This window comes from Pseudomonas marvdashtae (assembly GCF_014268655.2).
GTDB lineage: Bacteria > Pseudomonadota > Gammaproteobacteria > Pseudomonadales > Pseudomonadaceae > Aquipseudomonas > Aquipseudomonas marvdashtae.
On record NZ_JABWQX020000001.1, the window covers coordinates 3,724,202 to 3,749,869 of the forward strand.

Here is a 25,668-nt window from a genome sequence, read left to right on the forward strand (position 1 = left end):
TGCCCGAATACTGGATGCATACACAGTATTTTGAGACGCGCCGCGATGCAAGCTCCGTTGGTCAATCCAGGCTCCTGAAGGACCGAATCATCCCGGCCACGGCGTAGGCCCTGGTGGCGGGATGGGCTATAATCCGTCCACTCACGCGATTGAGGTTCAGCCCCATGGGCAATGTCAGCCTTGAAACAAAGAAGGCCTACGCGGCCAGGACACGCCGATCCAATTACGCCGCCAGCCTGCGCCTGGAAGGCTTCAAGGTGTCTCCCGAAGACGGCGAATGCAAGCTGCCCTCCCGTGAACAAGTCCTGAAGACCTTCACCCAGACCAGAACCTGATGCCCGACAAATATGGTGTCGGGGAAGACGCCTACTGCTACGCGGGCTCCACGGTCCTTCGCAATAAACTCGAGATCCGCGACGAGCCGACCCTGGACGAAGCCGAACAACAACTGTCGGCCATCGCAGCGGCAAGCGTCGAGTTCAACCCTCCCCCCTACGACCTGAGCTACCTGCAGAATATTCATCGAGCATTGTTCTGCGACCTGTTCGAGTGGGCTGGGGAACTGCGCACCGTTGGCATGGCCAAACAAGCCTCGCGCTTTTGCCAACCCGAATACATGGAAAAGGAAGCCGAGAAAATCTTCGCCAAACTGGCGACGGCGAACTGGTTCGAAGGCATGGACCGAGCGGACTTGATCGTGGCTGTGGCTGATGCCTATTCCGACATCAACGTCGTGCACCCCTTCCGCGAAGGCAATGGCCGAGCCCAGCGCATACTGTTTGAGCATCTGATCATGAATGCGGGATTTGAGATCAGTTGGTGGGGGATCGAAAAAGACGAATGGATCTGCGCCAATATCGCGGCCTACAACTGCGTGCTGGGGCCTATGGAAAAAGTGTTTGAGAAATGTATTGGGCAAGCGATTCAACCCTAGGCATAAGCCCTCTCTGCGCTCCCCCGTTTAAGTGCTACATTCCCCACCAGCCAAATCTTCCAAAAGACAGAACATGTACCGGACCGCCTCCTTCCCACCGAACAAGCAAGGTCGCGACTTCGTGGTGGGCGACATACACGGTCATTTCAACATGCTTGCCACGGCCTTGACCGCAGTGAATTTCAATACCGAGCTGGACCGTATTTTTTCCGTGGGCGATCTTATCGACCGGGGTCCCGACTCAGAAGACGTATTGAACTGGCTGGAGAAGCCCTGGTTCCACGCGGTACGCGGCAATCACGAGCAAATGCTGATCGACGGTATCTCCGGCCATGGGGACAGACCCAGGCATATCCGCAACGGTGGCGCTTGGCTCTACAAGTTGAACCCTGCCATCCAGGACAAGCTGTTAAAGGCCTTTGAAAAACTTCCAGTCATTCTCGAAATCCATCTATCGCCAAACGAAACGGTCGGGATCGTACATGCCCAGGCGCCGATGGTCGGCCTTAACGATGATTGGCAGGGTGCGAAAGACGCCATAACCGGGAAACTTGGAGAGCAGTGTCAACGCCAAGCCTTGGCGGAAGCCCTGTATGCCCGAGAAAAAATAGAACGACAGGACCAGACTTCAATCAAGGGCCTCCACGCACTCTACGTCGGGCATTCCACCGTCCCCAACGTCACGCGCCTCGGCAACGTGGTCTATATGGACACTGGCTGCTCCTTTTCCGACGGTGCGTTAAGCCTCGTGGAAATCAACAGCCAAGCCGTCATCAGCGTAGGCACGACACAATGAAGTAACGGCCCGTCTCGCGCGCAGGCGCTGGGCCAACCGCAATCGCTAACGTCCCATACCTGATAAACTGGCCGCCCTTCGCATTTGCCTCCAGATTCCCATGCATTCTCTAGAAACTTATCAACAATCGGTCTCTCGGCGTTTTAGTGTTGCCCCCATGATGGATTGGACTGACGCCCATTGCCGCTACTTCCTGCGCATCCTCTCCAAACACGCCCTGCTCTACACCGAAATGGTCACCACCGGCGCGCTGCTCAACGGTGATCACGAGCGCTTTCTGCGCCACCATGAGACCGAACACCCGCTTGCCTTGCAGCTGGGCGGTAGCGTTCCGAGCGACTTGGCGGCCTGTGCCCGGATGGCCGAGGAACACGGTTACGATGAGGTCAATCTGAATGTCGGTTGCCCCAGCGACAGAGTGCAGAACAACATGATTGGCGCCTGCCTGATGGGACATCCAGACCTGGTGGCCGATTGCGTGAAAGCGATGCGTGATGCGGTGTCGATTCCGGTGACGGTCAAGCATCGGATCGGAATCAACGGACGCGACAGCTACGAGCAGTTATGTGAGTTCGTCGGCACGGTGCACGAAGCCGGATGCACCAGTTTCACCGTGCATGCGCGGATTGCGATCCTGGAAGGGCTTTCGCCGAAGGAGAACCGTGACATTCCACCGTTGCGGTATGACGTGGTGGCACGGTTGAAAGCTGATTTCCCTGGGCTGGAAATTGTCCTGAACGGCGGGATCAAGACGCTCGAGGCGTGCCACGAACACCTGCGGACGTTCGACGGTGTCATGCTCGGACGCGAGGCCTACCACAACCCGTACCTGCTGGCCGAGGTCGATCAACAGCTGTTCGGCAGCACGGCGCCGATCATCGGCCGCGCCGAAGCCCTGGCACAGTTGCGGCCTTATATCGCCAATCACTTGGCCACAGGCGGCGCCATGCATCACATCACTCGGCACGTATTGGGGCTGGGCACTGGCTTCCCGGGGGCCCGACGGTTCCGGCAGTTGTTGTCGGTAGACATCCACAAGACCAAGGATCCACTGGCGCTTCTGGATCAGGCGGGACATCTGCTCGAAGGTCGCTGACCGTCACTTGCTTTGAACCTGCAAGCTGTTTTGGCATCGTATCTAGCGGTAGTTGCCCCGGCCTTTCAAACAGCTGTTTTCAGGTTGTTGCCGCTGGGGCCATCGATACCTCTTCACACCCTTGAGTGGCTGCCGGCCCTCGGGTAATGTCAACGGACCCATAGGACAGAGCACGCCCATGACTTCCAAGCTGGAACAACTCAAGCAGTTCACTACCGTCGTGGCCGATACCGGCGACTTCGAAGCCATCGCCCGCATCAAGCCCGTAGACGCTACCACCAACCCTTCCCTGCTGCTCAAGGCCTCGGCCATTCACGGTTACGCCGAGCTGCTGAACGCCTGCGTGGCGGACTGCAAGGGCGACGTGGGCTTGGCGAGCGACCGTTTTGGCGTCGCGGTGGGCCAAGAGATCCTGAAAGTGATTCCGGGGCGCATTTCCACCGAAGTGGATGCGCGCCTGTCGTTCGACACCGAGGCCATGTTGAAGCGTGCCCATCGCCTGGTCGACCTGTACGAAAAGGCCGGTGTGGGTCGTGAGCGCGTACTGATCAAGATCGCGTCCACCTGGGAAGGCATCCGCGCCGCCGAGAAGCTGGAGCGCGAGGGTATCCAGTGCAACCTGACCCTGCTGTTCTCCTTCGCCCAGGCCGCCGCCTGCGCCGATGCCGGCGTGTTCCTGATTTCGCCGTTCGTGGGTCGTATCTATGACTGGTACAAGAAGGCCAATGGCAACGATTACACCGGTTCCGATGATCCGGGCGTGCAATCGGTGACGCGCATCTACAACTACTACAAGGCCAATGACTACAAGACCGTGGTCATGGGCGCAAGCTTCCGCAATCTGAACCAGATCGAGCAATTGGCCGGCTGCGACCGCTTGACGGTCAGCCCTGAACTGCTGGAAAAACTGGCCGCCGACGAGGGCAAGTTGGAACGCAAGCTGGCGCCTGGGCAAGCCGGAGAAGCACGCTTGAGCCTCAACGAGGCACAGTTCCGCTGGCTGTCCAACGAGGACGCCATGGCGACCGAGAAACTGGCCGAAGGCATCCGCCAGTTCGCTCGGGACCAGGAGAAGCTGGAAGCGTTGCTGCAAGCCAAGCTCTGAATTGAGTCAGCGACATGCAAAAGGGCGAACCTGAATGGGTTCGCCCTTTTTTGTGCGGCCGTTGTGATGTAGCTGCTGCGCTAAGGCCGCTCAGCCGATAGAGAGAATCAAGGACGCTCCAACGCGTTAACCAAGTCATGGAACGCTTCACGGTTGGAGTCGTTCAGGCCCATCAGGATCTTGTGGGCTTCCAACACCTTGATCCGCACTTCCTCTTCGGACTGGTCCTGATCAGGCAGATCGTCCAGGCACTCCGGGCATGGCACCGGGTCGCCGACGATATTGAACACCTGGTCGAAGCCCATCGATTGCAGAAGACGGGTGATGTCGTTGTGGGTGGTGACGACGGTAGGCAGCAGGCCGACCTTTTGCCGCGACAGGATCGACAGTTTGGCCAGCAAGCCCAAGGTGGTGCTGTCGATGCTGCGGGTTTCGGTCAAGTCGATCACGATGGCGCTGAAGTTCAGCGCGGTGAAGATCTTTTCGATTGTCGCATCCAGCGCTGAACACAAGGTCAGGCGCACTTCACCGACAAACTTCAGGACAAATGTGCCGTCCTGCTCGGCGAACTGGATTCTACCGGTACTCATCAAAGGTTCCTGCTCAACACTAACAGGGCGATATCATCCGGCATCTCCCCTAGCGTGGCTAATCCAAACACTTGCCGCAGGCCTTCCAGGCTGCCGCCCGCCGCACTTACCCGTTCAGGCAAGGCTGCTTCTTTCTCTTTGAGTGTAGGTTCTGACAAAAGGTCCAAAATGCCATCAGACATCAGCGTCAGGCTGAACGCCGGTGGCAGTTCCAGCACGTGGTCTTCATAGGTCGCCTCGTTGAACAGGCCCACCGGCAAACCACGCCCTTCCAGGTAACGAACACTGTCAGGTGTATACAACACAGGCAACGGCAGGTGACCGCCGATGCTATACGTCAACAAACCAGTCTCCTCGTCGATGACTCCACCGACCATCGTGACGTGTTTACCCAGCTTACAACTGATCAGGCCCCGGTTGATATGCCCAAGGACTTCCGAAGGCTTGAATTCCGGCAAAGTACCGTTGCGCTTGGATTCGAACAGCAGGCGCGTGGTCATGAATTTCAGCAGTACCGTCACGAACGCCGACGAAGCGCCATGGCCGGAAACGTCCGCCAGATAGAACGCCACTCGACGTTCATCGACCCGGAAATAATCGACAAAATCCCCCGACAGGTACAACGACGGGATGATCTGGTGCGCAAAGCGGAAGCCATCGACTGTCCAGGGGCTGACCGGCAGCATGTTCATCTGCACCTGGCGCCCGGCGTTCTGGTCTTCCTGCAGCAGGTTCAGGCTGGCTTCCAGCTCACGATTGGCTGTCTCCAGCTTCTCGCGGTAACGTTGGTTTTCCACCAACAGGCGCGAGCGATCCAGCGCCCGGCGTACCGAGTGCTCAAGCACGGCGAGGTCTTCGAGGGGCTTGATCAGGTAGTCCGCCGCGCCCAGGCGCAAGGCTTCGACCGCGTCATTCATCACGCCCGCACCCGACACCACGATCACCGGCGTCTGCGACGACAGCTCGGTGACCTGGCGAATGAGTTCGAGTCCGCCCATCTGCGGCATGCGCAGGTCGCAGATGACCAGGTCGGGCTTGTCCTGCTCGAATACCTGGAGACCCTGTTGGCCATTGCTGGCCTGCAGGACGCTGAAACCACTGTCTTCCAAGTAGGCTGCGAGACTGGCTCGCACCACTTCGTCATCATCGATTATCAGCAGCGTGGCACTGGTTATTGGCATGTGGGCAAACGGCGCCAGAATTAGGTTGGCGTAGCGGGCTGGGCGATCGGGCCTGGCGCGCACTACTGGATTCGCTTTCTAGCCTCTCTGTCGTACAGGTTTCAGGCCTTTGCCCTACACGCAGTTACATCAGAGGTGCCCTTCTAAGGCGCAGACGGTACTCCCATCCGCGGGGCGTTTCAAGCTCATGCAGATAGCCGCTTGCCGTCTTTATTTGTCAAAGTCCGGAGAGTTATAAGAACCGAGCGAAGCGTAACTCAATGGAAGGATGGATCTGCACCTTGGCAGACGCCAAAGCGAAGAAGGCGGCCTTTCGGCCGCCTTCGTGTTTTACAAATCGAAATCAGAAATCGTCTTCGACCTGGCCATCCTTGACCTTGAATTCGCGGTTTTGCAGGTAGGCATTGCGGATGAACACGTATTTGTCGCCGCTGACCATCTTCTCGGCCGACAACAGGCTGGCGCGGGTGTCGACGATGTTCAGGCCCCAGATCGAATTGCGCACCGACACATTATCGATATACGGGTACGGCGTGGCATAGCTGTCGACCATCTTCGCCGGCGCATCACGCAAGGTGCTAGGCCCGAGCAAGGGCAGCATCAAGTACGGCCCACTGCCCAGGCCCCAGTACCCCAAGGTCTGGCCAAAATCTTCGTCGTTGCGCTGCAACCCCATCTTGGTGCCTACGTCGAAGAAGCCCAGGAGGCCAAACGTGGTGTTGAAGATCAGTCGCGCAGTGTCGACACCGGCGGCGGCCGGCTTGGCTTGCAGCACGTCGTTGGCGAGGTTGCCCACGTCACCGATGTTGCGGAACATGTTGTGGATGCCGTCCTCAAGGAATTGCGGCGTTACGTATTGATAACCTTGGGCCAGCGGCTTCAGGGCATAGGTGTCGATGGTGTCATTGAACGTAAAGATCGGACGGTTGACGCTTTCCCATGGATCTTCTTCCGTGGCGGCCTGGGCGGCGAACGGCACCAGCAGGACACTGGCAGACAGACACAGCTGAGCTAGACGATGGCTCCAGCGCATAGGGAAAAACTCCTTGGATTAATCTGGCAAGGGCGCCGAGCCCAGGCGGTAAGGTGGCTAGTATAAGGCGGAACGCGTGGATAGGCAGCAATGAAAAGAGCAGCTGGCTGTAGGAACATTCCGCGATCCTCCGCCTTCATTTCATTGTCACCGGACTGTCACAGGAGCTCGTTAGGCTGCTTGGTTATTTCAAGGACGTTCTCATGCCCCGCGCCGAAGCCCTGCCCCTCCCCGCTCCCAGCCTCACCGCTGTACTGTTTGGCCTGAGTGGATGCCTGGTGGATTTCGGCGCGCGTGTTCGCCAGCCAGGGGCCACGCCGACCGATCTCGCACAACCGACACCCGGTGCATTGGAGAGTCTGCAACGTTTGCAGCATCTGGACATCCCCTGCGCCTGGCTCGACGAATTGCCGCCTGCTGTCAGCCATAGCCTCGCCGCGTCATTGCCGGCATTCATCAAGGCGCCGCAACTTCCTGCAACAAATCAGCCATGGCCAGCACCGCACGCTTGCTGGCAATCGCTGATGGCGCTGGACGTCCAGCAATTGGACGGCTGCGTGTTGGTCAGTAGCGAACCGAAGTTGTTGCAGTCGGGGCTCAACGCCGGTCTGTGGACCATCGGGCTGGCGTCCTGTGGCTCGTTGTGCGGCCTGGCGCCCGCCGAGTGGCAGGCCTTGAGCCAACAAGAACGGGAGGCCAAACGCGCCAAGGCCACCGTGCAGCTGTTCGGCCTGGGCGTGCATTCGGTGATCGATCATCTGGGCGAACTCGATACCTGCCTGGCCGATATCAGCCTGCGCCGACTTAAAGGCGAGAAGCCCTGACCAGGATCATGCAGGGCGCGTAAGTGTGGATTACTCTTAAGGCAAGCCACGGACTTTTGACGCCGCGTCACGGTCCATGGAAGTGCCTATCAATAAAGGGAGTACGCCAATGCCTGCCCGCCGCGAACTGCAAGAACAACTGAATGCCCTGCGCGAGCAATTGGACCAGAACCCGCCGTTGTCTGAGCCAGAGCGCGAACACCTGCATCAGTTAATGGCGCAGATTGACGCTAAGATCCAATTGGAAAACCAGCTTCAGGACAACAACCTGGTCGACGGCGTGAACTTGGCCGTGGAGCGCTTTGAGGTTGACCACCCGGGTATCGCGGGCACGTTGCGCAACATCATGCTGACGTTGGGTAACATGGGAATCTGAATGACCGGATGCAAAAGCTCCGCTGGCGATAGCGGGGCTTTTTACTGTTGACCTACATACCCTTGAAGGGAGGTTTATTGACGAACCAAGCGCTGGTTCGGCAACTGCACCGCTTCAGTACTGCGATACGGGTTGATATCCAACCCACCCCGCCGCACATACCGTGCATACACTGTCAGTTTCTCCGGCTTGAGCAAGCGCTGCAGATCGAGGAAGATCCGCTCCACGCATTGCTCATGGAAATCCGAATGCTGGCGAAAGCTGACGATGTAGGCCAGCAGGCTCGCGTGGTCCAGCGCCGCACCGCGATACTCCACCGCCACGCTGCCCCAATCCGGCTGGCTGGTCACCGGGCAATTGGATTTGAGCAGATGGCTGTGCACGCTCTCCTCAACGATGCGCGATGCATCGCAACGCAGCAACTCCGGACGCGGATGCTCGTAGGAGTCGACGCTGATGTCCAGGTCGTCGATGCACACACCCGGCAGCGCCACGACGCCTTCGCGCTCTACGTCCTTGAGGCTACGAATGCGCACACTCACTGGTTTACCCGCCGCCGCTGACAGATCCTTGTGCAAGGTCGCTTCCAGGCTCGCGGTATCGGCGAACGGGGTCTGGTTCAACGAGTTCAGGTACAGCTTGAAGGATTTCGATTCGATGATGTTCGGCGAATCCGCCGGGATCGCGAACTCACCGATAGCCACCACCGGCTTGCCGGACGGCAACAGCCAGGACAGCTCGAAACAGTTCCAGAAATCCACACCCTTGTACGGCAGGGTCTCGGCCGTCAGGCCCAGCTCCGCCCATTTCGCGGTGCGCGGGATTGGGAATAGCAATGAGGGCGTGTACGTGGCGATGTATTCGCTGGATTTGCCCAGCGGCGAATGTTCGGCTGCGGGATGCATGACGGAAACCTGACTGAAGAATCAGCGGATTCTACCAGTCTTTACGGTTTTCTTGAGCCCTTACTCCGCCAACTGACTTGCAGTCGCATTACAACTTTGTCAGCTTGACCCATGACACGATGCGCCACGGTATAACGCCCTCGTTCAAACACAGCCGCGAGCAACCCATGAAACTGCTGATCGTCGAAGACCAACTGAAAACCGGCCAATACCTGCGCCAAGGCTTGAGCGAAGCCGGTTTCAACGCCGACTTGGTGGCCGACGGCATCACCGGCCAGCAACTGGCCCTAAGCGGTGAATACACGCTGCTGATTCTCGACGTGATGCTGCCCGGTCGTGATGGCTGGCAGATCCTGCAAGCGGTACGCGGGGCTGGGCTGGAGACGCCGGTGCTGTTCCTGACCGCGCGCGATGCGGTGCAGGACCGGGTACACGGGCTGGAACTGGGCGCCGACGATTACCTGGTCAAGCCCTTTGCCTTTTCCGAACTGCTGGCCCGGGTTCGAAGCCTGTTGCGCCGAGGCAGTTCGGCGACCCAGGAAACCAGCCTGCAACTGGCGGACCTGCGCCTGGACCTGATCCGCCGGCGAGTAGAGCGCAGTGGCCGACGCATCGATTTGACCGCCAAGGAGTTTGCCTTGTTGGAAATGCTGCTGCGGCGCCAGGGCGAAGTACTGCCAAAGTCGCTGATTGCCTCGCAGGTCTGGGACATGAATTTCGACAGCGATACCAACGTCATCGAGGTGGCAATCCGGCGTCTGCGGATCAAGGTCGACGATGAGTTTCCCAACAAGCTGATCCACACCGTGCGCGGCATGGGCTATGTCCTCGAAGAGCGCAGCCTGTGAATCATCGATGGTCGCTGAGCAATCGCTTGGCACTGCTTTTCGCTGCGTGCACCGCCATTGTGTCGTTGTTTGCAGGCGTACTGTTCAGCCGAGGCAGCGAGGCGCACTTCATCGAGCTGGACCAGCAAGTGCTCGAAGCCAAGTTGATTGGCGTGCGGCGCGCCTTGCAGGACAGCCATGGCCACGATCCGCGCAAACTCCTGGACGATGAGTTGAGCCGTCAGGCAGACCTGGCCTTGCGCATCAAGGACAACGAAGGCGTCCGCTGGCATGGCGGCTCGATTCGAATTCCAGCGCAAGTGCCGGAGCGGCTTGGCTTGTCCACGCTCAGCGACGCCAACAATGATTATCGGGTGTTGAATGCGCCGCTGTATCTTGATCGCGCGGACTCGGCGCAGCTCACGCTGTTGCTCGACATCACTCATCACCAGCACTTCCTGCAGCGCATGCAGCGCCTGATCTGGTTGACCGTCGGCCTCTCGGCCGTGGCCACCGCCCTGCTCGGCGCCTGGGCAGCGCGACGTGGTCTGCGCCCCTTGCGACGCATGGGCGCCATTGCCAGCAATGTCTCGGCCCGCTCACTCAACGCCCGACTGCCAGAAGAGCATATGCCCGCCGAACTGGCGGAATTGGCCCACAGCATCAACGACATGCTCGGACGCCTGGATGACGCCTTTCAACGTCTTTCTGCCTTCTCTGCCGATATCGCCCATGAATTGCGCACGCCATTGTCGAACCTGCTGACCCACACTCAGGTCACACTCACCCGCGAGCGCTCACTGGAGGATTACCGCGAAGCGCTGCACGGCAACCTCGAAGAACTGCAATGGATGGCGCAACTGGTCAACGACATGCTCTACCTCGCCAAAGCCGATCATGGCTTGCTGGCGCTCCACCGCGAACCGCTGGACCTTGCCCAGGAAGCGGATCTGCTGCTGGAATTTTTCGCCCCCCTGGCCGAAGACACCCATGTGCACCTGAGCCGCGAGGGCAATAGCCACATGGAGGGAGACCGCAACATGGTGCGCCGGGCCCTCTCCAACCTGATGGACAACGCCCTGCGCTTCACTCCCGATGGCGGCGAAGTGCGTGTGCGGATTGTGGATGGAGCTCAAGAGGTGAGTGTCAGCGTGGAGAACAGTGGCGAAGGCATTACAGCGGACTTGCTGCCGCGCCTGTTCGACCGTTTCTATCGCGCCGATCCGTCCCGCCAGGAAGGCAGCAGCGAGCACGCTGGCCTGGGGCTGGCCATCACCCGCTCGATCATCCGCGCCCATGGCGGGGAGATCCGCTGCGAATCGGCTGATGGCTGGACGCGGTTTGTGATCGAGTTGCCAAAGAGCAATTGAAGGCAACTCATACCTGTGGCGAGGGGATTTATCCCCGCTGGGTCGCGAAGCGGCCCCAAAATGAACAACTCAGTCTGTCTGGTGCACCGAGGCGCCTGGATTTAGGGCTGCTCCGCAGCCCAGCGGGGATAAATCCCCTCGCCACAAGGGCTTTGGAGCAAACTCACGGCCTCAGGAATACCGCAACGCCTGCGCCGGTTCGATCTTCGCCGCGCGCCAGGCCGGGTATACGGTGGCGAGGAAGCTCAGGATGAACCCGGCCGAGCAGATCAATATCACATCGCCACGCTGCAGCTCCGACGGCAAGTTACTGACGAAGTACACGTCTGAACTGAAGATATGCTGGCCGCTGACCCGTTCCAGCCACCCCACCAATTCGCTGACGTTCAACGCCGCAATCACCCCCAGCACGCCGCCGATCAACGTGCCGACGACGCCGATCACTGTGCCCTGGACCATGAAGATCGCCATGATCTGCCGCGGTGTGGCGCCAATCGTGCGCAGGATGGCGATGTCCGCGCCTTTATCGTTCACTACCATGATCAAGGTGGCGATGATGTTGAACGCCGCCACCGCGACGATCATCAACAACAGCAGGCCGATCATGGTCTTTTCCATTTTCATGGCGCTGAACAGGCTGCCCTGGGTGTGGGTCCAGTCGTCGGCCTTGTAGCCCGCGCCAAGGCCGGTGGCGATATCACCGGACACTTTCGGGGCCGCGTACAAATCCTTCACCGCCAGGCGCAAACTCTGCACCTGGTTCGGCTGCCAGTGCTGCATCTGTGCGGCGTCGGCGAGGTGGATCAGCGCCATCGAGCCGTCCAACTCTGCACCGACCTTGAACACACCCACCACATTCAGCCGCTGCATCCGTGGCGTGATGCCACCCGGCGCGGTGCTGATTTCCGGCACGATCAAGGTCAGCTTGTCGCCGACGTTGAGGCGGAAACGCCGGGCAGTGATTTCGCCGATGACAACGCCAAACTCGCCCGGCTTCAGGGCATCGAGACGCCCCTGGACGATGTGCTGGGCGACGATCGAGACCTTGCCTTCCTGGGCCGGGTCAATGCCGCTGATCTGGATCGGCTGCATCGAACCCTTGTGGCTGAGCATGCCTTCCATTTCAGTGAACGGCACGGCGGCGGTCACTTCGGGATTCTTCAACGCCGCGGCGGCCACCGGCTGCCAGTCGTCGATAGGATTGACGCCGACGATGGTCGCGTGGGGCACCATGCCGAGGATGCGCGAGCTCATTTCGCGCTGGAAGCCGTTCATTACCGACAACACCACGATCATCGCCAGCACGCCCAAGGCGAGGCCGATCATCGAGGTCATGGAGATGAACGAAACAAAGCGATTGCGGCGCTTGGCGCGGGTATAGCGCGTGCCGATAAAGATCGATAACGGTCTGAACATTCGCGGGGCACCGTATGAAAATAAAAGACCCGGCGCTGTTCAACAGGCGCCGGGTTTCGGTCGGTCAGATGGGCGTCAGGCAACCTTCCTGCAAGTGCAGGACGCGGTCCATCTGGCGGGCCAGGTTCATGTCGTGAGTCACCACCAGGAACGCGGTGCGCATCGAGGTGCTGAGTTCCAGCATCAAGTCCTGGATGCCCTGGGCGGTGTGGGAGTCGAGGTTACCGGTGGGCTCGTCGAGCATCACCAGCCCCGGCTTGTTGACCAGGGCCCGGGCAATCGCCACGCGCTGGCGCTCACCGCCGGACAGCTCGGCCGGCTTGTGCTCCAGGCGATGGCCCAGCCCTACCCGCTCCAGCAACGCCGTGGCGCGCTGCCGGGCTTCGGGAATCGCCGTGCGGCCGATCAACAGCGGCATGCAGACGTTCTCCAGCGCCGTGAACTCGGGCAGCAAATGGTGGAACTGGTAGACGAAACCCAGGGACCGGTTGCGCAGCAGGCCCCGGGCCTTCTCGTTTAGCGCCGACAGTTCTTCACCGGCCAGCCAGACACTGCCGGCAGTCGGCGTATCCAGGCCACCGAGCAGGTTGAGCAAGGTACTTTTGCCCGATCCGGAGGTGCCGACAATCGCCACGCGCTCGCCAGGATGCAGCTCCAGCTGCAGGCCCGACAACACCACCACCGACTCCGGTCCTTCCTCGTAGGATTTGCCCAGGTTGCGGCAGCTCAAGATAGCTTTTTCACTCATGCCCGACTCACTCATAACGTAACGCCTCTGCCGGCTGGGTGCGCGCGGCACGCCAGGCTGGGTACAGGGTGGCGAGGAAACTCAGGATCAACGCGGCGCCGCAGACCATCAACACGTCATCGGACTGCAACTGCGATGGCAGGTAGTCGATGAAATACACGTCGGCGTTGAGAAACTTGTGCCCGAGCAGCCCTTCAAGGGCGGCAATCGCGGCGCTGACATTCAATGCGGCGAACATCCCGACCAAGGCCCCCACGAACGTACCGATCACACCGATGACCGTGCCCTGGACCATGAAGATGCGCATGATCTGCCCCGGCGTGGCGCCGAGGGTGCGCAGGATGGCGATGTCGCCTTTCTTGTCGTTCACCACCATCACCAGCGTCGAGATGATGTTGAAGGCCGCCACGGCCACGATCAGCAACAGCAGCAGGCCGATCATGGCCTTCTCCATGCGGATCGCCTGGTACAGGTTGCCGTGGGTGCGGGTCCAGTCGCGGGCGTAGTAACGGTCTTCGCCGAGCTGCTGGGCAATGCTCCAGGCAACGCGCGGCGCCTGGAACAAATCGTCGAACTTCAGCCGCAGGCCCTGCACCTGATCCGGCTTCCAGCGATGCAGGCGGGCCAGGTCCTGGAGATTGGTCACGCCCAGGTAGCCGTCCAGCTCGCCGGCGCCGACATGGAAAATGCCGACCACGGTAAAGCGCTTCATGCGCGGGAACATCCCGCCCGGCGTCACGGTGACCTCCGGAGCGACAAACGTCAGCTTGTCGCCGATGGCGACGCCGAGCTTGGCCGCAGCCTTGTCGCCGATCACGATACCGAAGCTGCCCGGCGTCAAGTCGTCGAGCTTCCCCTGTTTCATGAAGTTGTCGATGATCGACACCTGCCGTTCGAGCCCGGGGTCGATGCCGTTGAGCAAGACCTTGGACACCTTGCCGTCGTTGGTCAGCAGCCCCTGCATCTGGGTGAAAGGCGCAACGGCCAGCACCTGCGGGTTCTGCTTGACCTTGGCGGCCAGGCTTGGCCAGTCGCTGATGGCTTCCCCGGTTTCGAGGGTCGCGTGGGGCACCATGCCCAGCACGCGGGTGCGCATTTCATGATCGAAGCCGTTCATCACCGACAGCACGACGATCATCACGACCACGCCCAAGGCGAGTCCGATGATGGAAGTCAGGGAAATGAACGATACGAAATGATTGCGACGCTTTGCACGGGTATAACGCGTGCCGATAAATACGAAGAGAGGTCTGAACATGTCGGGGCTTGTTCGGAGGGAAAAGGAACGTCCTTGTGGCGGGGGTCACAAACCAGCTTTACACTCAGACCACCGCCGCTACCATGGGTTCGCCATGTCGACATTAGATGAAGAAGATCGCCGCGAATACTACCGTATCGAGGACACGATCGCACTGGAAATTCGGCCCTTGTCCATTCCTGAAGCTGCCAGCCAGGAAGTGTTGCAGGATGAGTCCCCACTGTTCAATCTGCTCAGCGAACTGCACCTGAGCGAATTCGAGTCACAACACCTGTTGCGCCAGATCAGCGAGCGCGAACGCAGCATCGCGGCCTATCTCAAGGCCATGAACAAGCGCATCGATTTGCTCAGCCAGGTCATCGCCGTGACGGTGCTCGGCGAAATCGGCGAACCCCAGCCGGTGATCATCTCCGAAGGCGGCATCGACTTCCAATACCCCACTCCCATTGCCGTCGGCGCACACCTGTCGATCAAACTGGTGCTGATGCCCCAGGCCTTGGGGTTGTTGCTCCGGGCCCGCGTTACCCATTGCGACCCCAAGGGCGGTGGCTATGACGTAGGCACCGAGTTTGAGCACCCGACCGACGCCCAGCGTCAATTGCTGGCCCGCTATATCCTGCAAAAACAGGCTCAAGAACGACGCCTGGCCCGAGAACTGAACGAATCTGGCATCAATAAGGAAGAACCGTGACCCTCATTTATGGCCACCGCGGCGCCAAGGGCGAAGCACCGGAAAACACCCTCATCGGTTTCCAGGAATGCCTCAAGCACGGCGTGCGCCGTTGCGAGCTGGACCTGCACTTGTCAATGGACGGCGAGTTGATGGTGATCCACGATCCGACCCTCAAGCGCACCACGGACCGTCGGGGCAAGGTCGTTGAACACACCGCTGCCGAACTGGTGACCTACGACGCGCGCAAGGGTGGACCCGGCTGGATCAAGCCTTGCCCGATCCCGCGCCTGGAGGAACTGTTCGAACAATGTGATTTCGAGCACTGGCAGCTAGAGGTGAAAAGCGCATCACGCACCCGGGCTGCCGCCACGGTGCTGGGGATTCGCGAGATGGCCCAGCGTTTCGGGCTGCTGGACAAGATCACCATCACGTCCAGTTCCCGGGAAGTGCTCAAGGCCGCCCTGGACCTGACGCCAGACATTTCCCGTGGACTGGTGGCCGAATACGCCTGGCTCGACCCGTTGAAGGTTGCCCAAAGCTATGGCTGCGAGATTCTCGCGCTGAACTGGACCCTGTGCACGCCGGAGCGCCTGGTCAAGGCGCAGCGCCAGGGGCTGCATGTGTCGGTGTGGACCGTCAACGAGCCCGCGCTCATGCGCAGGCTCGCCGACTTTGGCGCTGACAGCCTGATTACAGACTTTCCCGGTTTGGCCACTGCCACCCTCGAGAATTGCTGAAATCGGTCTCCCCGGCCGGCTCAGGCCACCGGCCGGAGCCGCTCAAAAAAGCCGGTTGAGCCCGTCATAGGCCGCTACCCGGTAGGCTTCGGCCATGGTCGGGTAGTTGAACGTGGTGTTGACGAAGTACTTCAACGTGTTCAGTTCGCCCGGCTGGTTCATGATCGCCTGGCCAATGTGCACGATCTCCGATGCCTGGTAGCCGAAGCAGTGCACGCCCAGCACTTCCAGGGTCTCGCGGTGGAACAGGATCTTCAGCATGCCTTGCGGCTCGCCGGCGATCTGCGCCCGCGCCATGCTCTTGAAGAACGCCTTGCCCACTTCGTACGGCACCTTGGCCTGGGTCAGCTCCTGCTCGTTCTTGCCGATCGAGCTGATCTCCGGAATGGTGTAGATGCCGGTCGGCACGTCGTTGACGAAGCGCCAGCTGCCATTGTCGACAATGCTGCCAGCAGCCGAACGGCCCTGGTCGTGGGCGGCGCTGGCCAGGCTCGGCCAACCGATCACGTCGCCGGCACCATAGATGTTCGGCACGCAGGTGCGATAGTTCTCGTCGACTTCGATCTGGCCGCGGCTGTTGACCTTCACGCCGATATTTTCCAGGCCCAGGGTATCGGTGTTACCGGTACGGCCGTTGCACCAGAGCAAGGCGTCGGCCTTGATCTTCTTGCCCGACTTGAGGTGCAGGATCACGCCGTTGTCGCAGCCTTCGACGCGCTCGTAGTCTTCGTTGTGGCGCACGGTGATGTTGTTGTTGCTGAAGTGATAGCTCAGGGCCTGGGAGATTTCCGAGTCGAGGAAGCTCAGCAATTGGCCGCGGTTGTCCACCAGTTCCACCAGCACACCCAGGCCGCTGAAGATCGAGGCGTACTCGCAACCGATCACGCCGGCGCCGTAGACGATCAGCTTGCGCGGGGTGTGCCCCAGGCTCAGGATGGTGTCGCTATCGTAGATACGCGCGTGGTTGAAATCGATGTCGGCCGGGCGATACGGGCGCGATCCAGTGGCGATGATGATGTGCTTGGCCACCAGTTTCTCGACCACGCCATTACCGCAGACCACTTCGACCGTCTGCTCGTCGGCAAAGCTGCCGGTGCCGAAAAATACGTCAACACGGTTGCGGGCGTAGTAGCCGGTACGCGAGGCCACTTGCTTGGAGATCACCTTCTCGGCGCTCTTGAGCACGTCCGGGAAGGAGAACCAGCGCGGCTCGCCGATGGCCCGGAACATCGGGTTGGTGTTGAACTGCATGATCTGCCGGACCGAGTGACGCAAGGCCTTGGACGGGATGGTACCCAAGTGGGTGCAGTTGCCGCCGACCTGCCGACGGCTGTCGACCATCGCCACCTTGCGCCCTGCCTTGGCCGCGTTCATTGCCGCGCCTTCCCCCGCCGGGCCGGAGCCCAGTACCACCACGTCGTAGTTGTAGACAGCCATGCGTACTCCTCAGAACAGGCCGCGATGCCACATTTGGCACCGACGGCTAAATCATGCCGGCCGGCGGCATGAAGGAACAATTTTCAGGCCGGTTCACGAGCCCGGCCACAGTCTATAGAAGCGTCAACGCCGCGCACATTACCCCTTGGTCGCGTCGTAGGCTAGGGGGCGCTCCCCTTTACCTGCGCTATTTCGCCACAGGTAGGCTTTCAGGGCGCTGTCATCATTGGTTTTTTCCGCCGGCCATCCGTTCAAACGCATCGTTTGTGCGAACGACGAAACGGTCATTGTCCCGCAAGACAAAAAATACCCCGATGCCATGCTCCTGGGCATAGTCCCAACCCTGTTCAGGGCCGAGAATCAGCAACAGCGTCGATAGTCCATCGGCCATTAGCGCCGAAGGATGAATCACCGTGACGGACGCCAGGTTGTGTAGGACCGGCGCACCGGTGCGTGCATCAAAGGTGTGGGAATATCGCCTGCCGCCCTGCTCGAAATATTTACGGTAGTCGCCCGAGGTCGAAACGCCATAACCATCGAGCTCAATGACACGCTCCGCCACTCGTTTGTCGTCCCGGGGTTCTTCCAGGGCGACACGCCACGCGGAATCATCCGGCTTGCGCCCAGCGGCCCTGAGTTCTCCAGTGACCTCGGCCAGATAACTGTCGATGCCCAATGCCTTGAGCCGGGCGGCGATGCGGTCGACGGCATAGCCTGCGGCGATGCTGTTGAAGTCGACCTCGACCGCGGCGTCTTTGCACAACCGCTCGCCGTCGATGTGCAAGTGCCGATAGCCGACACGTTGCCGTGCCTGGGCCAAAGCGTCGGCGCCGGGCACCTCTTCGGTACGTGACTGAGGGCCGAACCCCCATAGATTCAGCAAAGGTTCGACGGTCAGGTCGAAAGCGCCATCGCTTTGCGAAGACAGCTGCTCACCGACCCGGATCAATTCGAGAACCGGAACGGGCATGACCGCACAACTGTCGGCTGGCAGCGCGTTGAAACGCTCGATGTCCGAGTCACCGCGGTAAGTGGAAAATTGCCGATCGACCTCGGCAAGGATGTTTTCCACCTCGCCGCGCACCTCTTTCGGACCGGCTGTGATGCCATGCCTGACGTACTGGATCGAATAGCGACTACCCATGGTCGGGCCATCGAAGCGTTCAAGGGTGTCGCCGTTGCCGCATCCGGACAACACGCCGGCCAGCATCACAAGCCCAATCCATCGTCCAGTTAACAAATCTTCATCTCCCCTCAAAACCACGCCGGCCATTATGGGCTACAGCGCTCCCGCAGCGAGCAATGCTTCCCTACAAGATTGGCCAGAGTGAGTACCTACACATGTCTTCCCAAACGAGCAACGGCAAGGCGATTTTTCGTGTTGTCAGCGGCAACTTCCTGGAGATGTTCGATTTCATGGTGTACGGCTTCTACGCCACAGCCATCGCCAAGACATTCTTTCCCACCGACAGTGCCTTTGCCTCCCTGATGCTGTCCTTGGCGACGTTCGGCGCCGGGTTCCTCATGCGTCCGCTGGGGGCGATTTTTCTCGGCGCCTACATCGACCGCCACGGCCGCCGCAAAGGCCTGATCATCACCCTCGCGATGATGGCCGCCGGCACCGTGCTGATTGCCTGTGTGCCCGGTTACGCCACCCTCGGCGTGGCAGCGCCGTTGCTGGTGCTGCTGGGGCGGTTGTTGCAAGGCTTCTCCGCTGGCGTCGAATTGGGTGGTGTGTCGGTGTACCTGGCGGAGATTTCCACGCCGGGGCGCAAGGGCTTTTTTGTCAGTTGGCAATCCGCCAGCCAACAGGCCGCCGTGGTGTTTGCCGGCTTGCTGGGAGTCGCTCTGAATCATTGGCTGAGCCCCGTGGAAATGGGTGAATGGGGCTGGCGCGTGCCGTTCCTCGTCGGATGCCTGATCGTACCGGTCATCTTCGTGATTCGCCGCTCACTGGAAGAAACACCTGAATTCCAGGCAAGAAAACACCGCCCTACCCTGTCGGAAATCGTCCGCTCCATCGGCCAGAATTTTGGCATCGTCCTGGCGGGCATGGCGCTGGTGGTGATGACCACCGTGTCGTTTTACCTGATCACCGCCTACACACCGACATTTGGCAAGGCCGAGCTGAACCTGTCGGACCTGGATGCGCTGCTGGTCACGGTGTGTATCGGCTTATCGAATTTCTTCTGGCTGCCGGTCATGGGCGCGTTTTCCGACAAGATTGGACGTAAACCCCTGCTGCTGGCAGCGACCATTCTCGCAATCTTGACTGCGTACCCCGCGCTGTCCTGGCTGGTGGCGAACCCCAGCTTCAGCCATTTGCTGATCGTCGAGTTGTGGTTGTCGTTCCTGTATGGATCGTACAACGGAGCGATGGTGGTCGCCTTGACGGAAATCATGCCCGTCGAAGTGCGCACCACTGGTTTTTCCCTGGCCTACAGCCTGGCGACGGCGACGTTCGGTGGGTTTACCCCGGCGGCCTGTACCTACCTGATACATGTGCTCGACAACAAGGCCGCACCAGGGATCTGGCTCAGTGGTGCGGCGGTGCTCGGGTTGATCGCAACCTTGGTGCTGTTCAAGGGCAATCGGCATGAATTGCGGACGGCGCAGGCTTCAATGGTCAGCGGCGCCTGACAAACCCCAGGCGAAAAAAAACGCCCCGACAAGTCGGGGCGTTTTCACAAGCGGCTAAGGCTTAGCGCGGGAACGCAGGCGGATTCACGTCAGCCATGTCTTCCATTACGCGAACCACCTGGCAGCTGTAGCCGAACTCGTTGTCGTACCAGACGTACAGAACAACGCGATTGTCCTGGACGATGGTTGCTTCGGCGTCGACAACACCGGCGTGGCGCGAGCCCACGAAGTCGGTGGACACGACTTCCTGCGAGTTGACGAAGTCGATTTGCTTGTGCAGATCGGAGTGCAGCGCCATGTAGCGCAGGTACTCGTTCATCTCCTCACGAGTGGCGGCTTTCTCAAGGTTCAGGTTGAGAATGGCCATCGACACGTTCGGCGTTGGTACACGGATCGCGTTACCGGTCAGCTTGCCGGCCAGCTCAGGCAGGGCCTTGGCGGCGGCGGTAGCGGCGCCGGTCTCGGTGATGACCATGTTCAGCGCGGCGCTGCGGCCACGGCGATCACCCTTGTGGAAGTTGTCGATCAGGTTCTGGTCGTTGGTGTACGAGTGAACGGTTTCGACGTGACCGTTGATGATGCCGAACTTGTCGTTCACAGCCTTGAGCACCGGCACGATGGCGTTGGTGGTGCAGGAAGCGGCGGACACGATCTTGTCGTCAGCGGTGATTTCGTTGTGGTTGATGCCGTGAACGATGTTCTTCAGCTTGCCCTTGCCAGGCGCAGTCAGAACAACACGGTCGATCCCCGGGCAGGCCAGATGCTGGCCGAGGCCGTCGGCGTCACGCCATACACCGGTGTTGTCCACCAGCAGGGCGTCCTTGATGCCGTACTGGGTGTAATCCACCTCGGCCGGGTTCTTCGCGTAGATCACCTGGATCAGGTTACCGTTGGCGGTGATGGTGTTGTTTTCTTCATCGATGGTGATGGTGCCGTTGAACGAACCATGGACCGAATCGCGACGCAGCAGGCTGGCGCGCTTGGTCAAGTCATTCTCGGCGCCCTTGCGCACCACGATGGCCCGCAGGCGCAGGCCGTCGCCACCGCCGGTTTTTTCGATCAGGATGCGCGCCAGCAGACGGCCGATACGACCGAAACCGTACAGCACGACGTCAGTGCCTTTGCGGGCCGAAGCGTTTTGCTGACCGACCACATCAGCCATTTCTTCACGCACGAATTGCTCGGCGCTACGGCCATTGCCTTCGTTGCGGAATTTGAAAGCCAACTTGCCCAGGTCTACCGAAGCCGCGCCGAGCTTGAGCTCGCTCATGGCCTTGAGCAGGGGGAAAGTTTCGTGGACGGAGAGTTCGCTGTCGTCGGAAGAACGGTGGCGAGCAAAGCGGTGGGCCTTGAGGATCGCGATGACAGACTGGTTGATCAGGCTGCGGCCATAGATCGAACTCACCACATTGTTATTGCGGTAGAGCTGACCGATGAGAGGGATCATCGCTTCGGCGAGAGCTTCACGATCAATCCATTCACCAAGACACTGGTCGGGCTTCTGAGTCACGGTAACCTTCCACATGTAGGGGCTGAAAAAAGGGGCTACATTATGACGCCGAGTCCTCTGCGGAGCAATGCGCGCCCGTCGCGCCGTGGTTTTAGGTGCTGCAAGAGTAGTCCGCGACTGACAGCCGGGCACTTCCCCCGCTACAATTGTCGACTTTGTCGCAACGCTTGGAGCTCAACCTTCCGTGCCCGTTCTGCGTCTTCCGCTTCTCCCTGCCGCGGCAGGTAAACAGCACTGGGGCAACCTGCCCGGTGCCGCCCTGAGCCTGGCCATTGCCGAGGCTGCCAGCGCTGCAAAGCGCTTCACCCTGTTATTGACCGCTGACAGCCAGAGCGCCGAGCGGCTCGAACAGGAGCTGGCTTTCTTCGCCCCGGATTTGCCCGTGCTGCATTTCCCGGACTGGGAAACCCTGCCCTACGATCTGTTTTCGCCCCACCAGGACATCATTTCCCAGCGTATCGCCAGCCTTTATCGGCTGCCGGAGCTCAGTCATGGCGTTTTGGTAGTGCCCATCACCACGGCCCTACATCGCCTGGCACCGACCCAATTCCTGCTCGGCAGCAGCCTGGTGCTGGACATCGGCCAGAAGCTCGACGTCGAGCAAATGCGCACCCGGCTCGAGGCCAGCGGCTACCGCTACGTCGATACGGTGTACGAGCACGGTGAGTTCACGGTGCGTGGCGCCTTGATCGACCTGTTCCCGATGGGCAGCAAATTGCCGTATCGCATCGACCTGTTCGACGACGAGATCGAGACGCTGCGTACCTTCGACCCGGAAAACCAGCGTTCCATCGACAAGGTCCAGTCGATCCGCCTGCTGCCGGCCAAGGAATTCCCCCTGCAAAAAGACGCGGTGACTCGCTTCAAGGCGCGGTTTCGCGAACGTTTCGACGTGGATTTCCGCCGTTGCCCGATTTTCCAGGACTTGAGCAGCGGGATCACCCCTGCGGGGATCGAGTATTACCTGCCGCTGTTTTTCGAAGAGACGTCGACCCTATTCGATTACCTGCCCCAGGACACCCAAGTGTTTTCCCTGCCAGGCATCGAGCAGGCGGCGGAAAACTTCTGGAACGACGTGCGCAACCGTTACGAAGAACGCCGCGTCGATCCGTCCCGACCTTTATTGCCGCCGGCCGAGTTGTTCCTGCCGGTGGAAGACTGCTTCGCCCGGCTCAAGAGCTGGCCACGCGTGGTGGCGAGCCAGCAGGACGTGGAAGTGGGTGCCGGTCGCGAACGCTTTCCGGCCAAGCCCCTGCCGGACCTGGCAATCGAAGCCAAGGCCACGCAACCTTTGGCGGCCCTGGCCGGTTTCCTTGACGAGTTCCCCGGCCGCGTGCTGTTCACCGCTGAGTCCGCGGGACGGCGCGAAGTATTGCTGGAGCTGCTCGAGCGCCTCAAGCTGCGGCCGAAGACTGTCGACAGCTGGCCGGACTTTGTCGCCGGCAAGGATCGCCTGGCAATCACCATCGCCCCGCTGAACGACGGACTGGTTCTCGAGGATCCAGCCCTGGCGCTGGTCGCCGAAAGCCCGCTGTTCGGCCAGCGCGTGATGCAGCGCCGCCGCCGTGAAAAACGCGCCGATGCCGCCAATGACGCGGTCATCAAGAACCTCACGGAATTGCGCGAAGGCGCGCCGGTGGTGCACATCGACCATGGCGTAGGCCGCTACCTGGGCCTGGCGACGCTGGAAATCGATAACCAGGCCGCCGAATTCCTGACCCTCGAATATGCCGAAGCCGCCAAGCTCTACGTGCCGGTGGCGAACCTGCATTTGATTGCACGCTACACCGGCAGCGACGACGCCCTGGCCCCGCTGCACCGCCTGGGTTCGGAAACCTGGCAGAAAGCCAAGCGCAAGGCCGCTGAACAGGTGCGCGACGTCGCCGCCGAACTGCTCGATATCTACGCCCGTCGGGCCGCCCGCGAAGGTTACGCCTTCGCCGACCCGAAAGCCGATTACGAAACCTTCAGCGCCGGCTTTCCCTTCGAAGAGACCGTCGACCAGCAGACCACCATCGAAGCCGTACGCGCCGACATGCTCGCGCCCAAGCCGATGGACCGGCTGGTGTGTGGCGATGTCGGTTTTGGCAAGACCGAAGTGGCGATGCGTGCCGCCTTCATTGCCGTGCACGGAGGCAAACAGGTCGCGATCCTGGTGCCGACCACGCTGCTCGCCCAGCAGCATTACAACAGTTTCCGCGACCGTTTCGCCGACTGGCCGGTGACCGTGGAGGTCATGAGCCGTTTCAAATCCGCCAAGGAAGTGAACGCCGCCATTGCCGACTTGGCCGAGGGCAAGATCGACATCGTCATCGGTACGCACAAGCTGCTGCAGGATGACGTGAAGATCAAGAATCTCGGGCTGGTGATCATCGACGAGGAGCACCGCTTCGGTGTACGCCAGAAAGAACAGCTCAAGGCGCTGCGCAGCGAAGTCGACATCCTGACCCTCACCGCCACGCCGATCCCGCGCACGCTGAACATGGCGGTGTCGGGCATGCGCGATCTGTCGATCATCGCCACGCCGCCGGCCCGGCGCCTGTCGGTGCGAACGTTCGTCATGGAGCAGAACAAAAGCACGGTCAAGGAAGCCTTGCTGCGTGAGCTGCTGCGCGGCGGGCAGGTGTATTACCTGCACAACGACGTGAAGACCATCGAGAAATGCGCCGCCGACCTCGCGGAGCTGGTGCCCGAAGCGCGTATCGCCATCGGCCACGGGCAGATGCGCGAACGTGATCTCGAGCAGGTGATGAGCGATTTCTACCACAAGCGCTTCAACGTGCTGATCGCCTCGACCATCATCGAGACCGGCATCGACGTGCCAAGCGCCAACACCATCATCATCGAGCGCGCCGACAAGTTCGGCCTGGCCCAGCTGCACCAGTTGCGCGGCCGGGTCGGACGCAGTCACCACCAGGCTTATGCCTACCTGCTGACGCCGCCGCGCCAGCAAATCACCCCGGATGCGGAGAAGCGCCTGGAGGCGATCGCCAATACCCAGGACCTGGGCGCCGGTTTCGTGCTGGCCACCAACGACCTGGAAATTCGTGGCGCCGGCGAATTGCTCGGCGATGGCCAGAGCGGCCAAATCCAGGCCGTCGGCTTCACCTTGTATATGGAAATGCTCGAGCGGGCGGTCAAGTCGATTCGCAAGGGCGAGCAACCGAACCTCGACCAGCCCCTGGGCGGCGGACCGGAAATCAACCTGCGAGTGCCGGCGCTGATCCCGGAAGATTACCTGCCGGACGTCCATGCCCGATTGATCCTGTACAAGCGCATCGCCTCGGCCACCGACGAGGAAGGCCTCAAGGACCTGCAAGTGGAGATGATCGACCGCTTCGGCCTGCTTCCGGAGCCGACCAAGAACCTGGTCCGCACCACGCTGCTCAAGCTCAAGGCCGAGCAACTGGGCATCAAGAAAGTCGACGGCGGTCCCAATGGTGGCCGTATCGAATTCGAAGCCCAGACGCCGGTCGATCCGCTGGTACTGATCAAGCTGATCCAGGGCCAGCCCAAACGCTACAAGTTCGAAGGTGCCACGATGTTCAAGTTCATGGTGCCCATGGAACGCCCGGAAGAGCGTTTCAATACCGTTGAAGCGCTGTTCGAGCGCCTCACTCCGACCACTGCTTGAAGGACGCCCAATGCGCCTGTTTCGCTCCTTGACGTTGTTGATGACCCTGATCGCTCCCCTGGCGTTTGCCGACGACCTGTACCAGGTTGAAATGATCCTGGTCCGCCAGAATGCCGAACCGGCGATTATCAGCCGCGCCGCACCGGAAGACTGGGACGCTGGCGCGCAACGCCTTGGCGCGGACAGCCAGCGCACGCCGGCACTGGGCAACATCGTCGAGAAACTCAACGCCAGCGGCCAATACACCGTGCTGATGCACAAGGCCTGGCAGCAGAACCTGGGCGAACAAGGGCGTAAAATCGCCGTCAGCGAAGGCGCCGAACAGTTCGGCCAGTTTCCCATCGAGGGCACCCTCGAACTGAAGCTCGGTCGCTTCACCGACGTCGACGCGGACTTCTGGATCAATCAAATCGACGCCAATGGCCTGGTCACCGCCAGCGAGCGACTGAAGCAGCAAAGCCATACCAAGAATGGCCAACTGAACTTCCTCGATAACGGCCACCTGGGCTTGCTGATCAAGATCACCTCGCTGACCGCGCCTGCGCCACGGCAGGCTCCTGACGTGATTCCGGACTGAT

24 protein-coding genes are annotated in these 25,668 nt (G+C 60.5%); 14 read left to right on the top strand and 10 right to left on the bottom strand.

The window, feature by feature from the left end; translation table 11 throughout:
* The first annotated feature begins 164 nt into the window (after positions 1–164).
* The 5 genes from HU742_RS16770 (at position 165) to tal (ending at position 3,931) form a co-directional block, all read left to right on the top strand.
* Positions 165–335 carry a YhfG family protein gene (locus tag HU742_RS16770; protein WP_186609798.1) on the top strand — a complete coding sequence of 57 codons (171 nt, stop codon included), beginning with the start codon at positions 165–167 and terminating at the stop codon, positions 333–335.
* Positions 335–934 carry a putative adenosine monophosphate-protein transferase Fic gene (locus tag HU742_RS16775; RefSeq protein WP_186643174.1) on the top strand — a complete coding sequence of 200 codons (600 nt, stop codon included), beginning with the start codon at positions 335–337 and terminating at the stop codon, positions 932–934. Before HU742_RS16770 ends, HU742_RS16775 begins: the two co-directional genes overlap by 1 nt.
* A gap of 73 nt (positions 935–1,007) precedes the next feature.
* Positions 1,008–1,730 (top strand): metallophosphoesterase, encoded by a 723-nt coding sequence (locus HU742_RS16780; protein ID WP_186643173.1) that lies wholly within the window; start codon positions 1,008–1,010, stop codon positions 1,728–1,730.
* Positions 1,731–1,830: 100 nt separating this feature from the next.
* On the top strand, positions 1,831–2,826 hold the full coding sequence (dusA, locus tag HU742_RS16785) for a tRNA dihydrouridine(20/20a) synthase DusA (protein ID WP_186643172.1): 996 nt from the start codon (positions 1,831–1,833) through the stop codon (positions 2,824–2,826).
* Between the two features lie 178 nt (positions 2,827–3,004).
* A complete protein-coding gene (gene tal / locus HU742_RS16790) occupies positions 3,005–3,931 on the top strand; it encodes a transaldolase (protein ID WP_186636508.1) in 927 nt (308 codons plus the stop codon).
* 107 nt (positions 3,932–4,038) lie between these two features.
* Here tal and rssC read toward each other — a convergent pair whose 3' ends face one another.
* The 3 genes from rssC to HU742_RS16805 all read right to left on the bottom strand — a co-directional run bounded on the left by rssC (position 4,039) and on the right by HU742_RS16805 (position 6,735).
* Entirely contained in the window at positions 4,039–4,521 is a 483-nt protein-coding gene (rssC, locus tag HU742_RS16795) for an anti-sigma factor antagonist RssC (RefSeq protein WP_186609803.1), read from the bottom strand.
* Positions 4,521–5,702, bottom strand: coding sequence for a two-component system response regulator RssB (rssB, locus tag HU742_RS16800; RefSeq protein ID WP_186609804.1), 1,182 nt, complete (start codon positions 5,700–5,702; stop codon positions 4,521–4,523). Before rssB ends, rssC begins: the two co-directional genes overlap by 1 nt.
* Before the next feature lie 343 nt (positions 5,703–6,045).
* Complete coding sequence (locus HU742_RS16805; RefSeq protein ID WP_186636509.1) at positions 6,046–6,735, bottom strand: MlaA family lipoprotein; 690 nt, start codon at positions 6,733–6,735, stop codon at positions 6,046–6,048.
* A 203-nt stretch (positions 6,736–6,938) separates the two neighbouring features.
* On the opposite strand from HU742_RS16805, the gene pcrP reads away from it, so the two are divergent.
* Together pcrP and HU742_RS16815 are read left to right on the top strand one after the other, a co-directional pair.
* Positions 6,939–7,559: an HAD superfamily inactivated hydrolase PcrP gene (gene pcrP / locus HU742_RS16810; RefSeq protein ID WP_186636511.1), complete on the top strand. Its 621-nt coding sequence runs from the start codon at positions 6,939–6,941 to the stop codon at positions 7,557–7,559.
* A gap of 109 nt (positions 7,560–7,668) precedes the next feature.
* The gene (locus HU742_RS16815) at positions 7,669–7,935 is read left to right on the top strand and encodes a DUF4404 family protein (protein ID WP_186636513.1); all 267 of its coding nucleotides are present in this window, start codon (positions 7,669–7,671) and stop codon (positions 7,933–7,935) included.
* 74 nt (positions 7,936–8,009) lie between these two features.
* Here HU742_RS16815 and queF read toward each other — a convergent pair whose 3' ends face one another.
* A complete protein-coding gene (gene queF / locus HU742_RS16820; RefSeq protein WP_186636515.1) occupies positions 8,010–8,840 on the bottom strand; it encodes an NADPH-dependent 7-cyano-7-deazaguanine reductase QueF in 831 nt (276 codons plus the stop codon).
* Positions 8,841–9,007: 167 nt separating this feature from the next.
* Here queF and HU742_RS16825 point away from each other — a divergent pair, with 167 nt between their 5' ends.
* Together HU742_RS16825 and HU742_RS16830 are read left to right on the top strand one after the other, a co-directional pair.
* Positions 9,008–9,688 (top strand): heavy metal response regulator transcription factor, encoded by a 681-nt coding sequence (locus tag HU742_RS16825; RefSeq protein ID WP_186643171.1) that lies wholly within the window; start codon positions 9,008–9,010, stop codon positions 9,686–9,688.
* On the top strand, positions 9,685–11,037 hold the full coding sequence (locus HU742_RS16830) for a heavy metal sensor histidine kinase (RefSeq protein ID WP_186643170.1): 1,353 nt from the start codon (positions 9,685–9,687) through the stop codon (positions 11,035–11,037). Before HU742_RS16825 ends, HU742_RS16830 begins: the two co-directional genes overlap by 4 nt.
* 171 nt (positions 11,038–11,208) lie before the next feature.
* Here the strand turns inward: HU742_RS16830 and HU742_RS16835 are convergent, their stop codons facing one another.
* From HU742_RS16835 to HU742_RS16845, 3 genes are all read right to left on the bottom strand, one after another.
* A complete protein-coding gene (locus tag HU742_RS16835) occupies positions 11,209–12,453 on the bottom strand; it encodes a lipoprotein-releasing ABC transporter permease subunit (RefSeq protein ID WP_186643169.1) in 1,245 nt (414 codons plus the stop codon).
* A 64-nt stretch (positions 12,454–12,517) separates the two neighbouring features.
* Positions 12,518–13,201 (bottom strand): lipoprotein-releasing ABC transporter ATP-binding protein LolD, encoded by a 684-nt coding sequence (gene lolD / locus HU742_RS16840; protein ID WP_162843734.1) that lies wholly within the window; start codon positions 13,199–13,201, stop codon positions 12,518–12,520.
* 7 nt (positions 13,202–13,208) lie between these two features.
* Positions 13,209–14,459: a lipoprotein-releasing ABC transporter permease subunit gene (locus HU742_RS16845; protein ID WP_186636525.1), complete on the bottom strand. Its 1,251-nt coding sequence runs from the start codon at positions 14,457–14,459 to the stop codon at positions 13,209–13,211.
* 94 nt (positions 14,460–14,553) lie between these two features.
* Here HU742_RS16845 and HU742_RS16850 point away from each other — a divergent pair, with 94 nt between their 5' ends.
* The gene (locus HU742_RS16850) at positions 14,554–15,150 is read left to right on the top strand and encodes a PilZ domain-containing protein (RefSeq protein WP_181286899.1); all 597 of its coding nucleotides are present in this window, start codon (positions 14,554–14,556) and stop codon (positions 15,148–15,150) included.
* Entirely contained in the window at positions 15,147–15,869 is a 723-nt protein-coding gene (locus HU742_RS16855; protein WP_186609813.1) for a glycerophosphodiester phosphodiesterase family protein, read from the top strand. The genes HU742_RS16850 and HU742_RS16855 overlap by 4 nt, the downstream gene beginning before the upstream one ends.
* Before the next feature lie 42 nt (positions 15,870–15,911).
* On the opposite strand, the gene sthA is transcribed toward HU742_RS16855, so the two are convergent.
* Positions 15,912–17,306: a Si-specific NAD(P)(+) transhydrogenase gene (gene sthA / locus HU742_RS16860; RefSeq protein WP_186609814.1), complete on the bottom strand. Its 1,395-nt coding sequence runs from the start codon at positions 17,304–17,306 to the stop codon at positions 15,912–15,914.
* 223 nt (positions 17,307–17,529) lie between these two features.
* The gene (locus HU742_RS16865; protein ID WP_225923632.1) at positions 17,530–18,516 is read right to left on the bottom strand and encodes an FAD:protein FMN transferase; all 987 of its coding nucleotides are present in this window, start codon (positions 18,514–18,516) and stop codon (positions 17,530–17,532) included.
* 131 nt (positions 18,517–18,647) lie between these two features.
* Here HU742_RS16865 and HU742_RS16870 point away from each other — a divergent pair, with 131 nt between their 5' ends.
* Positions 18,648–19,946: an MFS transporter gene (locus HU742_RS16870; RefSeq protein ID WP_186643167.1), complete on the top strand. Its 1,299-nt coding sequence runs from the start codon at positions 18,648–18,650 to the stop codon at positions 19,944–19,946.
* 61 nt (positions 19,947–20,007) lie between these two features.
* Here HU742_RS16870 and HU742_RS16875 read toward each other — a convergent pair whose 3' ends face one another.
* Positions 20,008–21,471 carry a glyceraldehyde-3-phosphate dehydrogenase gene (locus tag HU742_RS16875; protein ID WP_186609817.1) on the bottom strand — a complete coding sequence of 488 codons (1,464 nt, stop codon included), beginning with the start codon at positions 21,469–21,471 and terminating at the stop codon, positions 20,008–20,010.
* A gap of 169 nt (positions 21,472–21,640) precedes the next feature.
* Here HU742_RS16875 and mfd point away from each other — a divergent pair, with 169 nt between their 5' ends.
* Together mfd and HU742_RS16885 are read left to right on the top strand one after the other, a co-directional pair.
* A complete protein-coding gene (gene mfd / locus HU742_RS16880; protein WP_186643166.1) occupies positions 21,641–25,090 on the top strand; it encodes a transcription-repair coupling factor in 3,450 nt (1,149 codons plus the stop codon).
* A gap of 10 nt (positions 25,091–25,100) precedes the next feature.
* Positions 25,101–25,667: a CsiV family protein gene (locus HU742_RS16885; protein WP_186643165.1), complete on the top strand. Its 567-nt coding sequence runs from the start codon at positions 25,101–25,103 to the stop codon at positions 25,665–25,667.
* The last annotated feature ends 1 nt before the right edge of the window (position 25,668 follow it).

Bases quoted from the DNA above. Each gene is read 5' to 3' on its own strand.
- HU742_RS16770 (WP_186609798.1), top strand. From the start codon at position 165: ATGGGCAATGTCAGCCTTGAAACAAAGAAGGCCTACGCGGCCAGGACA.
- HU742_RS16775 (WP_186643174.1), top strand. From the start codon at position 335: ATGCCCGACAAATATGGTGTCGGGGAAGACGCCTACTGCTACGCGGGC.
- HU742_RS16780 (WP_186643173.1), top strand. From the start codon at position 1,008: ATGTACCGGACCGCCTCCTTCCCACCGAACAAGCAAGGTCGCGACTTC.
- dusA (WP_186643172.1), top strand. From the start codon at position 1,831: ATGCATTCTCTAGAAACTTATCAACAATCGGTCTCTCGGCGTTTTAGT.
- tal (WP_186636508.1), top strand. From the start codon at position 3,005: ATGACTTCCAAGCTGGAACAACTCAAGCAGTTCACTACCGTCGTGGCC.
- rssC (WP_186609803.1), bottom strand. From the start codon at position 4,521: ATGAGTACCGGTAGAATCCAGTTCGCCGAGCAGGACGGCACATTTGTC.
- rssB (WP_186609804.1), bottom strand. From the start codon at position 5,702: ATGCCAATAACCAGTGCCACGCTGCTGATAATCGATGATGACGAAGTG.
- HU742_RS16805 (WP_186636509.1), bottom strand. From the start codon at position 6,735: ATGCGCTGGAGCCATCGTCTAGCTCAGCTGTGTCTGTCTGCCAGTGTC.
- pcrP (WP_186636511.1), top strand. From the start codon at position 6,939: ATGCCCCGCGCCGAAGCCCTGCCCCTCCCCGCTCCCAGCCTCACCGCT.
- HU742_RS16815 (WP_186636513.1), top strand. From the start codon at position 7,669: ATGCCTGCCCGCCGCGAACTGCAAGAACAACTGAATGCCCTGCGCGAG.
- queF (WP_186636515.1), bottom strand. From the start codon at position 8,840: ATGCATCCCGCAGCCGAACATTCGCCGCTGGGCAAATCCAGCGAATAC.
- HU742_RS16825 (WP_186643171.1), top strand. From the start codon at position 9,008: ATGAAACTGCTGATCGTCGAAGACCAACTGAAAACCGGCCAATACCTG.
- HU742_RS16835 (WP_186643169.1), bottom strand. From the start codon at position 12,453: ATGTTCAGACCGTTATCGATCTTTATCGGCACGCGCTATACCCGCGCC.
- lolD (WP_162843734.1), bottom strand. From the start codon at position 13,201: ATGAGTGAAAAAGCTATCTTGAGCTGCCGCAACCTGGGCAAATCCTAC.
- HU742_RS16845 (WP_186636525.1), bottom strand. From the start codon at position 14,459: ATGTTCAGACCTCTCTTCGTATTTATCGGCACGCGTTATACCCGTGCA.
- HU742_RS16850 (WP_181286899.1), top strand. From the start codon at position 14,554: ATGTCGACATTAGATGAAGAAGATCGCCGCGAATACTACCGTATCGAG.
- sthA (WP_186609814.1), bottom strand. From the start codon at position 17,306: ATGGCTGTCTACAACTACGACGTGGTGGTACTGGGCTCCGGCCCGGCG.
- HU742_RS16865 (WP_225923632.1), bottom strand. From the start codon at position 18,516: ATGCTGGCCGGCGTGTTGTCCGGATGCGGCAACGGCGACACCCTTGAA.
- HU742_RS16870 (WP_186643167.1), top strand. From the start codon at position 18,648: ATGTCTTCCCAAACGAGCAACGGCAAGGCGATTTTTCGTGTTGTCAGC.
- HU742_RS16875 (WP_186609817.1), bottom strand. From the start codon at position 21,471: ATGTGGAAGGTTACCGTGACTCAGAAGCCCGACCAGTGTCTTGGTGAA.
- HU742_RS16885 (WP_186643165.1), top strand. From the start codon at position 25,101: ATGCGCCTGTTTCGCTCCTTGACGTTGTTGATGACCCTGATCGCTCCC.